Genomic DNA, 6,000 nt, shown 5'->3' with positions numbered 1-6,000 from the left:
TGTCCCGGCTGGCCGCGGCCACCGACTCCGTCCGCCGCCGCACCCGCGTGCGGGTCGCCGGGCTCGTGCTGGCGGCCGCCGGAGTCTCGGCCGCCGCGGCGATCGCGCTGCCGATGGTCGTCGGCGAGACCGCCGCGACCGTCGACACCACGGGCTACACGGTCTCGCTCGCGAGCGAGCCTGGCGTGCCCGTGGAGGCGACCGTCGAGTTCGTCGCCGAGGAGTGGGGCACGCGGATCGACATGGACTGCAGCTGGGGCGAGAGCGCCGAGGGGTCCTCGCCCGGAGCACGCTCGGTCGCCTACGTGATGTACGTGACCGACACCTCGGGCGGCTCCGAGCCCATCGGATCGTGGACGAGCACCCCCGGCAGCTCGATGCACCCGACCCTCGCGACCGGCCTGCCGCTCGCCGACATCGCCTCCGTCGAGGTGCGCCTGCAGGAGTCCGGGGAGGTCGTCCTCACCGGCGCTCCCTGACCGCCCTGGATCGACCACGCCGTCGGATTCCCAGGTGAAGGGCTCGAGCACTGAGTAGCTTCTCAGTCATGACGATCGCGACTCTCGCCCTCGCCCCTGCCTCCGCGGCCTCCTCCACCTCCTCCGACAGCATCGACCAGCTCTCCGGGCTCGTCGGCGTCGCTGCGCGGGTGATCGCCGCGCTCGGCGAGGTGGGCGTCGGGCTGCTGACCCTCATCGAAACGGTCTTCCCGCCGATCCCGAGCGAGCTGGTGCTGCCGCTGGCGGGCTTCCTCGCCCAGCAGGGCCGGATGAACATCGTGCTCGTCGTGATCACCGCGACGCTCGGCGCGTACCTCGGCGGGCTCGTCCTCTACTGGCTTGGGTACCGCATCGGCACCGAGCGCTCGATCCGCCTGCTCTCGAAGCTGCCGCTGGTCGACCGCGAGGACTTCGAGAAGGCGGTCGGCTGGTTCCGCCGGCACGGCACCTGGGCGGTGCTGTTCGGCCGGCTGATCCCGGGAGTGCGCAGCCTGATCTCGCTCCCGGCGGGGGCCGAGCGGATGAACCTCCTCCTGTTCTCGGCGCTCACGATCCTGGGCTCCGGAGTCTGGAACGGCCTGCTGATCGGCCTGGGTGCGGCGCTGGGCACTCAGTACGAGCTCGTCGACCAGTACGCGGGGGTGCTCGACGCGATCATCTACGGCGCGATCGGGGTCCTGGTGCTGCTGCTCGTCGTGCGCAGCACCCGCCGCCACCGCGCGGCGGGGTCGTCGCGGAAGCACTGAGCGCCGGCCGCGCTCCGCGGCTGCAGAGACACGCCTCAGCGGGTCGGGAATAGTCCGCTCCGTCCTTCGTTGATACCCCCCGGGGGTATTGGAAGGAGATGCGCATGGCGCACGGAACGAGTGCAGCGGTCGGGCACGGGCACGATCACGGGCACGGCGGAGAAGACGAGGTGCGGAGCGAGGTCTCCGCAGGACGCGGACAGCAGGACCACTCGGGACACGAGGGGCACTCCGGCCACGACGGCGGCCGGAGTCAGGACCACTCCGGCCACGAGGGGCCCTCGGGCCACGGAGACCACCACGGCCACGGCCACGACGGCCACTCCGGCCACGTCGCGATGTTCCGCCGCCTCTTCTGGTCGATGCTGGTGCTCGCCGTGCCGACGGTGCTGCTGAGCCCGATGTTCGCCGACCTCGTCGGCTACCGGCTCCCCTCCGCCTCCTGGATCGCGGGGGTCCCGCCCGTGCTCGGCACGGTGCTCTTCGTGGTCGGCGGCCGCCCGTTCCTCTCCGGCGCGCTCGACGAGATCCGCTCCCGCGCCCCGGGCATGATGCTGCTGATCGCCCTCGCGATCACCGTCGCCTTCGTGTCGTCCCTCGGTGCGAGCACCGGGCTCCTGCCGCACGGCCTGGACTTCTGGTGGGAGCTCGCGCTCCTGATCGTGATCATGCTGCTGGGCCACTGGATCGAGATGCGGTCGCTCGCGCAGGCTTCCAGCGCCCTCGACTCGCTCGCCGCTCTCCTGCCGGATGAGGCTGAGCGCGAGACGCCCGACGGTGTCGAGCGGGTCCGCTCCGAGGAGCTCGCGGTCGGCGACGTGGTCCTCGTCCGGCCCGGAGCCCGCGTGCCGGCCGACGGCGAGATCCTCGAGGGGTCCGCCGAGATCGACGAGTCGGTGCTGACGGGGGAGTCGCGCACCGTCGCGCGCTCGGTCGGCGACCGCCTCGTCGCGGGCAGCGTCGCGACCGACGCCCGCCTGCGCCTCCGCATCGACGCGACGGGCGACGACACCGCGCTCGCCGGGATCCGCCGCCTGGTCGCCCAGGCCCAGTCCTCGTCGTCGCGCGCGCAGAGGCTCGCCGACCGCGCCGCCGCCCTGCTCTTCTGGTTCGCCCTCGGCGCCGCCGTCGTCACCGCCGTGGTGTGGCTCGCGCTCGGGATGCCCGACACGGCTCTCGTGCGCACCGTCAGCGTCCTCGTGATCGCGTGCCCCCATGCGCTCGGACTCGCGATCCCGCTCGTCGTGTCGATCGCGACCGAGAAGGCGGCGCGCGCCGGGATCCTGGTGACCGACCGCGCCGCGCTCGAGGCGATGCGCACCGTCGACACCGTGCTCTTCGACAAGACCGGCACCCTGACCCTGGGGCGCCCCGAGGTCGTCGACGTGCTCGGCGCCCCGGAGTCGCTCGCCCTGGCCGCCGCCGTCGAGCGCGACAGCGAGCACCCGCTGGCCGCGGCGATCGTCCGCGCGGCGGGGGAGTCCGGGCTGCGCGCCGGCGGCTTCCTGACGCGAGGGGGCATCGGAGTGGAGGCCGACGTCGACGGCGCCCGGATCGCCGTCGGCGGCCCGGCCCTGCTGACCGAGCGGGGCCTCGCTCCGCTCCCCGAGAGCGCGGGAGCGTCGGAGCGCGGCGCGACCGTGCTGCACGTCCTCCGCGAGGACTCGGTCCTCGGCGCCGTCGTGCTCGAGGACGCGGTGCGCCCGGAGTCCGCGGAGGCGGTGGCGGCGCTGCGCCGCGAGGGCGTGCGGGTGGCGCTGGTCACCGGCGACGCCGAGCCCGTCGCCCGACGGGTCGCCGCCGAGCTCGGCATCGACGAGGTGATCGCGGGTGTCCTGCCCGGCGGCAAGAGCGACGTCGTCGCGCGGCTGCGGGGCGAGGGCCGTCGGGTCGCGATGGTGGGGGACGGCGTCAACGACGCCCCCGCGCTCGCGGGAGCCGACGTCGGCATCGCGATCGGCGCGGGGACCGACGTCGCGATCGCCTCGGCCGGTCTGGTGCTCGCCTCCGACGACCCCCGGAGCGTGGCGCGGATCCTCGCACTCTCGCGCGCCTCCGCCGCCAAGATGCGGCAGAACCTCGCCTGGGGCGCGGGCTACAACCTGGCCACCGTCCCGTTGGCGGCGGGAGTGCTCGCTCCGATCGGCTTCGTGCTGCCGATGGAGGTCGGCGCTCTGCTGATGAGCGCGAGCACCGTGGTCGTCGCGCTCAACGCGCAGCTGCTGCGCCGGCTGCGCCTCTGACAGGCGGGCGGCGCGGGCGCAAGGCGGTGCACGGCGCGACCGGGGTGTCCAAGTGCCTGGTGAGCACGATCTCGCGTGCTCCGCTCGGCCTGATCGCACGATCTGCGGCGTCGGAGACCTCGGTCGATGCCCGCATCGACCGTCGGTCCCCTCCTTGCAGCTCGCACGATCAGGCCGTGCTCGCGACGGCGATCTCGTGCTCACCAGGCACTAGCGTTCGAAGAGCCCACTCCCGATGCGAAGGAACTCCATGTCCGAGAACGCCGCTCCCGCCCTGTCCCGCACCGCCGTCGAGCGGAGCTGGATCATCGGCGTCTCGCTGATCGCGATCGTGCTCGGAGTGATCGCCGTGCTCATCCCGGGGCCGACCCTGCTGACGGTGGCGATCGTCTTCGGCATCCACCTGATCGCGGCCGGCGTCTTCCGGCTCCTGCTCGCCTTCACGGCCTCCCGACTCGAGGCGCGCGTCCGCTGGCTCGCGGGCCTGCTCGGCGCGCTCATCCTCGTGACCGGCATCCTGTGCCTCTCGAATCCGTTCGAGTCCCTCACTGTGCTGGGCCTCGTGATCGGCCTCGGCTGGATCCTCGACGGCGTCTCGAGCATCACCAGCGGCCGCACCGTGTCCGGGCCGGCCTGGCTGCCGATCGCGGCGGGGATCGCTCGGTGATCGCCGGGATCCTGACGATCATCATGCCGGTGCTCGCGCTGGCGTCCTTCGTCACGGTCGTCGCGATCCTGCTCATCGTCGTCGGCGTCTCGGGGCTGCTGCTGCTCCCCGGTCGCACGAAGGCGCCGGAGCAGGCGCGCTGACGCTCCCGCCCGCCCTCGACGACCTGGGGGACCGGATCTGCGTCATCGGCCCGTCGACCAGTGTGAAGTCGACGCCGGCCGCGGCGATCGGCCACTCCCGCGGCCTGGCCGTGGTGCACCTCGACCAGTACCGGCACCGCCCGGGGACGGCCTGGGTCGAGCGCCCCGACGACGAGTTCGCGGCCCTGCACGGCGTCGCCGTCCGAGGGGAGCGCTGGGTCATCGAGGGCAACTACTCCCGCTGGCTGCCCGAGCGGCTCGAGCGGGCCACCGGAGTCGTCCTGCTCGACGCGACGACGCCGACGAGCGTCCTCCGGTACCTCCGCCGCACCTGGAGTCCGGCCGAGCGGATCGGAGGGCTGGAGGGGACGCGCGACCGGGTGAGCCTCGCGATGCTGCGCTTCCTCCTCGGTCCGGCGCGCGCCGGCCGGCTCCGGCTGCACCGCACGTTCCAGGCCGTCGACGCGCCGAAGCTGCTGCTGCCCGACCGCCGGGCCCTCGAGCGGTTCCGCCGCGAGAACGGGCTGCCGGAGCACGCGCCCGCGACACGAGCCGCCGTCAGAACAGGACGCCGTCGCTGACGAGCACGGTCGCCGGGATCGCGAAGGCGAACCACGAGACGGGAGCCAGCGCCCAGTTGGCGAGGATCGCTGCCCGACCCGGTGCGTGCGCGCGCACCGCCTCCACCTCGGCCAGCGCGACTCGGGGCGAGTAGAGCAGGCGGGCGTTCGCCACGATCGAGACGACCGCTCCGACGACCAGCGGCCCTCCCAGGAGCAGGAGGGACCCCTCGGCGGTCGCCACCCACAGTGCGGCGAAGACGACCCAGAGCACGAGCAGCCAGACGGCGACGGCGAAGGTGATCCGCTGAGCGGGGCTCCGGCCGGTCGCGAAGAGGTCGTCGGCCTGCTCGTCGATCGGTCGGCGGAGCACGCGGATCCGCAGGGCGGAGGAGACGAGGAGCGCCAGGACCGCGTACGGCAGGCCGCCGACGACAAGGATCTGCACCGGGTCGAACGGCAGCTGAGTGATCGCGACCAGACCGAGCGTCCCGGCGACCGCCATGACGATCGGCACCACCAGCAGGGCCGAGAGGGGGAACGCGGGCGGCGCCTGCCGCAGCGGCCACTCGTCCGAGTATCGCGGCTCGCTCATCGCCCCACCCTACTGATGAGGGGTGTCCGCCCGGTGCTGTGGCACCCTGTGCCGGTGAGCTCCGACGACCCCAACCTCGTGCCCGAGCTGCTGGTCGAGGATCTCGAGCGCAGCCTGGCCTTCTGGTGCGGCCTCTGCGGCTTCTCCGTCCGCTACTCCCGCCCCGAGGAGGGCTTCGCCTACCTGGTCCGCGGCGGCTCCCACGTCATGCTCGACCGCATCGGCGCAGGACGCGACTGGATCACCGGTCCGCTCGAACGTCCGCTCGGTCGCGGTCTCGACCTCCAGATCCGCGTCGACGACGCGGACGCTGTGGCCGTGGCGCTGCGAGACGCCGGCGTCCCGCTGTTCCTGGAGCCCGAGACGCGCTGGTACCGGACGGGGGAGCGGGAGGCGGGAGTCCGCCAGGTGCTGGTCGTCGACCCCGACGGCTACCTCCTCCGCTTCCAGTCCTCGCTCGGATCGCGTCCCGTGGCCCCCTGACGGACGCGGACCAGCCTGACGGATCGCGACATCATGCTCGAGGACGATGACGCGCAGCTCCCG

General features: G+C 73.3%; 7 protein-coding genes and 1 pseudogene. 7 read left to right on the top strand and 1 reads right to left on the bottom strand.

Translation table 11 applies throughout. From position 1 onward, the window contains the following. From B0T42_RS20175 to B0T42_RS14685, 6 genes and pseudogenes are all read left to right on the top strand, one after another. Nucleotides 1–479: pseudogene (locus B0T42_RS20175) on the top strand (hypothetical protein); the annotation flags it as partial. Between the two features lie 68 nt (nucleotides 480–547). Continuing rightward, entirely contained in the window at nucleotides 548–1,246 is a 699-nt protein-coding gene (locus B0T42_RS14700) for a DedA family protein (RefSeq protein ID WP_077223780.1), read from the top strand. Between the two features lie 98 nt (nucleotides 1,247–1,344). Beyond that, the gene (locus tag B0T42_RS14695) at nucleotides 1,345–3,489 is read left to right on the top strand and encodes a copper-translocating P-type ATPase (RefSeq protein WP_077223779.1); all 2,145 of its coding nucleotides are present in this window, start codon (nucleotides 1,345–1,347) and stop codon (nucleotides 3,487–3,489) included. A 250-nt stretch (nucleotides 3,490–3,739) separates the two neighbouring features. After that, complete coding sequence (locus B0T42_RS14690) at nucleotides 3,740–4,156, top strand: HdeD family acid-resistance protein (protein ID WP_158078147.1); 417 nt, start codon at nucleotides 3,740–3,742, stop codon at nucleotides 4,154–4,156. After that, a complete protein-coding gene (locus B0T42_RS20170; RefSeq protein WP_158078146.1) occupies nucleotides 4,153–4,299 on the top strand; it encodes a DUF308 domain-containing protein in 147 nt (48 codons plus the stop codon). The genes B0T42_RS14690 and B0T42_RS20170 overlap by 4 nt, the downstream gene beginning before the upstream one ends. 62 nt (nucleotides 4,300–4,361) lie before the next feature. Beyond that, nucleotides 4,362–4,880, top strand: coding sequence for a P-loop NTPase family protein (locus tag B0T42_RS14685; protein ID WP_201788557.1), 519 nt, complete (start codon nucleotides 4,362–4,364; stop codon nucleotides 4,878–4,880). On the opposite strand, the gene B0T42_RS14680 is transcribed toward B0T42_RS14685, so the two are convergent. Further along, nucleotides 4,858–5,454, bottom strand: coding sequence for a hypothetical protein (locus B0T42_RS14680; RefSeq protein ID WP_077223777.1), 597 nt, complete (start codon nucleotides 5,452–5,454; stop codon nucleotides 4,858–4,860). The genes B0T42_RS14685 and B0T42_RS14680 overlap by 23 nt on opposite strands. A gap of 54 nt (nucleotides 5,455–5,508) precedes the next feature. On the opposite strand from B0T42_RS14680, the gene B0T42_RS14675 reads away from it, so the two are divergent. After that, complete coding sequence (locus B0T42_RS14675) at nucleotides 5,509–5,937, top strand: bleomycin resistance protein (protein ID WP_201788556.1); 429 nt, start codon at nucleotides 5,509–5,511, stop codon at nucleotides 5,935–5,937. Nucleotides 5,938–6,000 lie beyond the last annotated feature (63 nt).

This window comes from Rathayibacter rhapontici (assembly GCF_001995175.1).
Lineage (GTDB): Bacteria > Actinomycetota > Actinomycetes > Actinomycetales > Microbacteriaceae > Rathayibacter.
The sequence above is the reverse complement of the archived record's forward strand: the minus strand, read 5'-3'. Positions and strand labels throughout refer to the sequence as shown.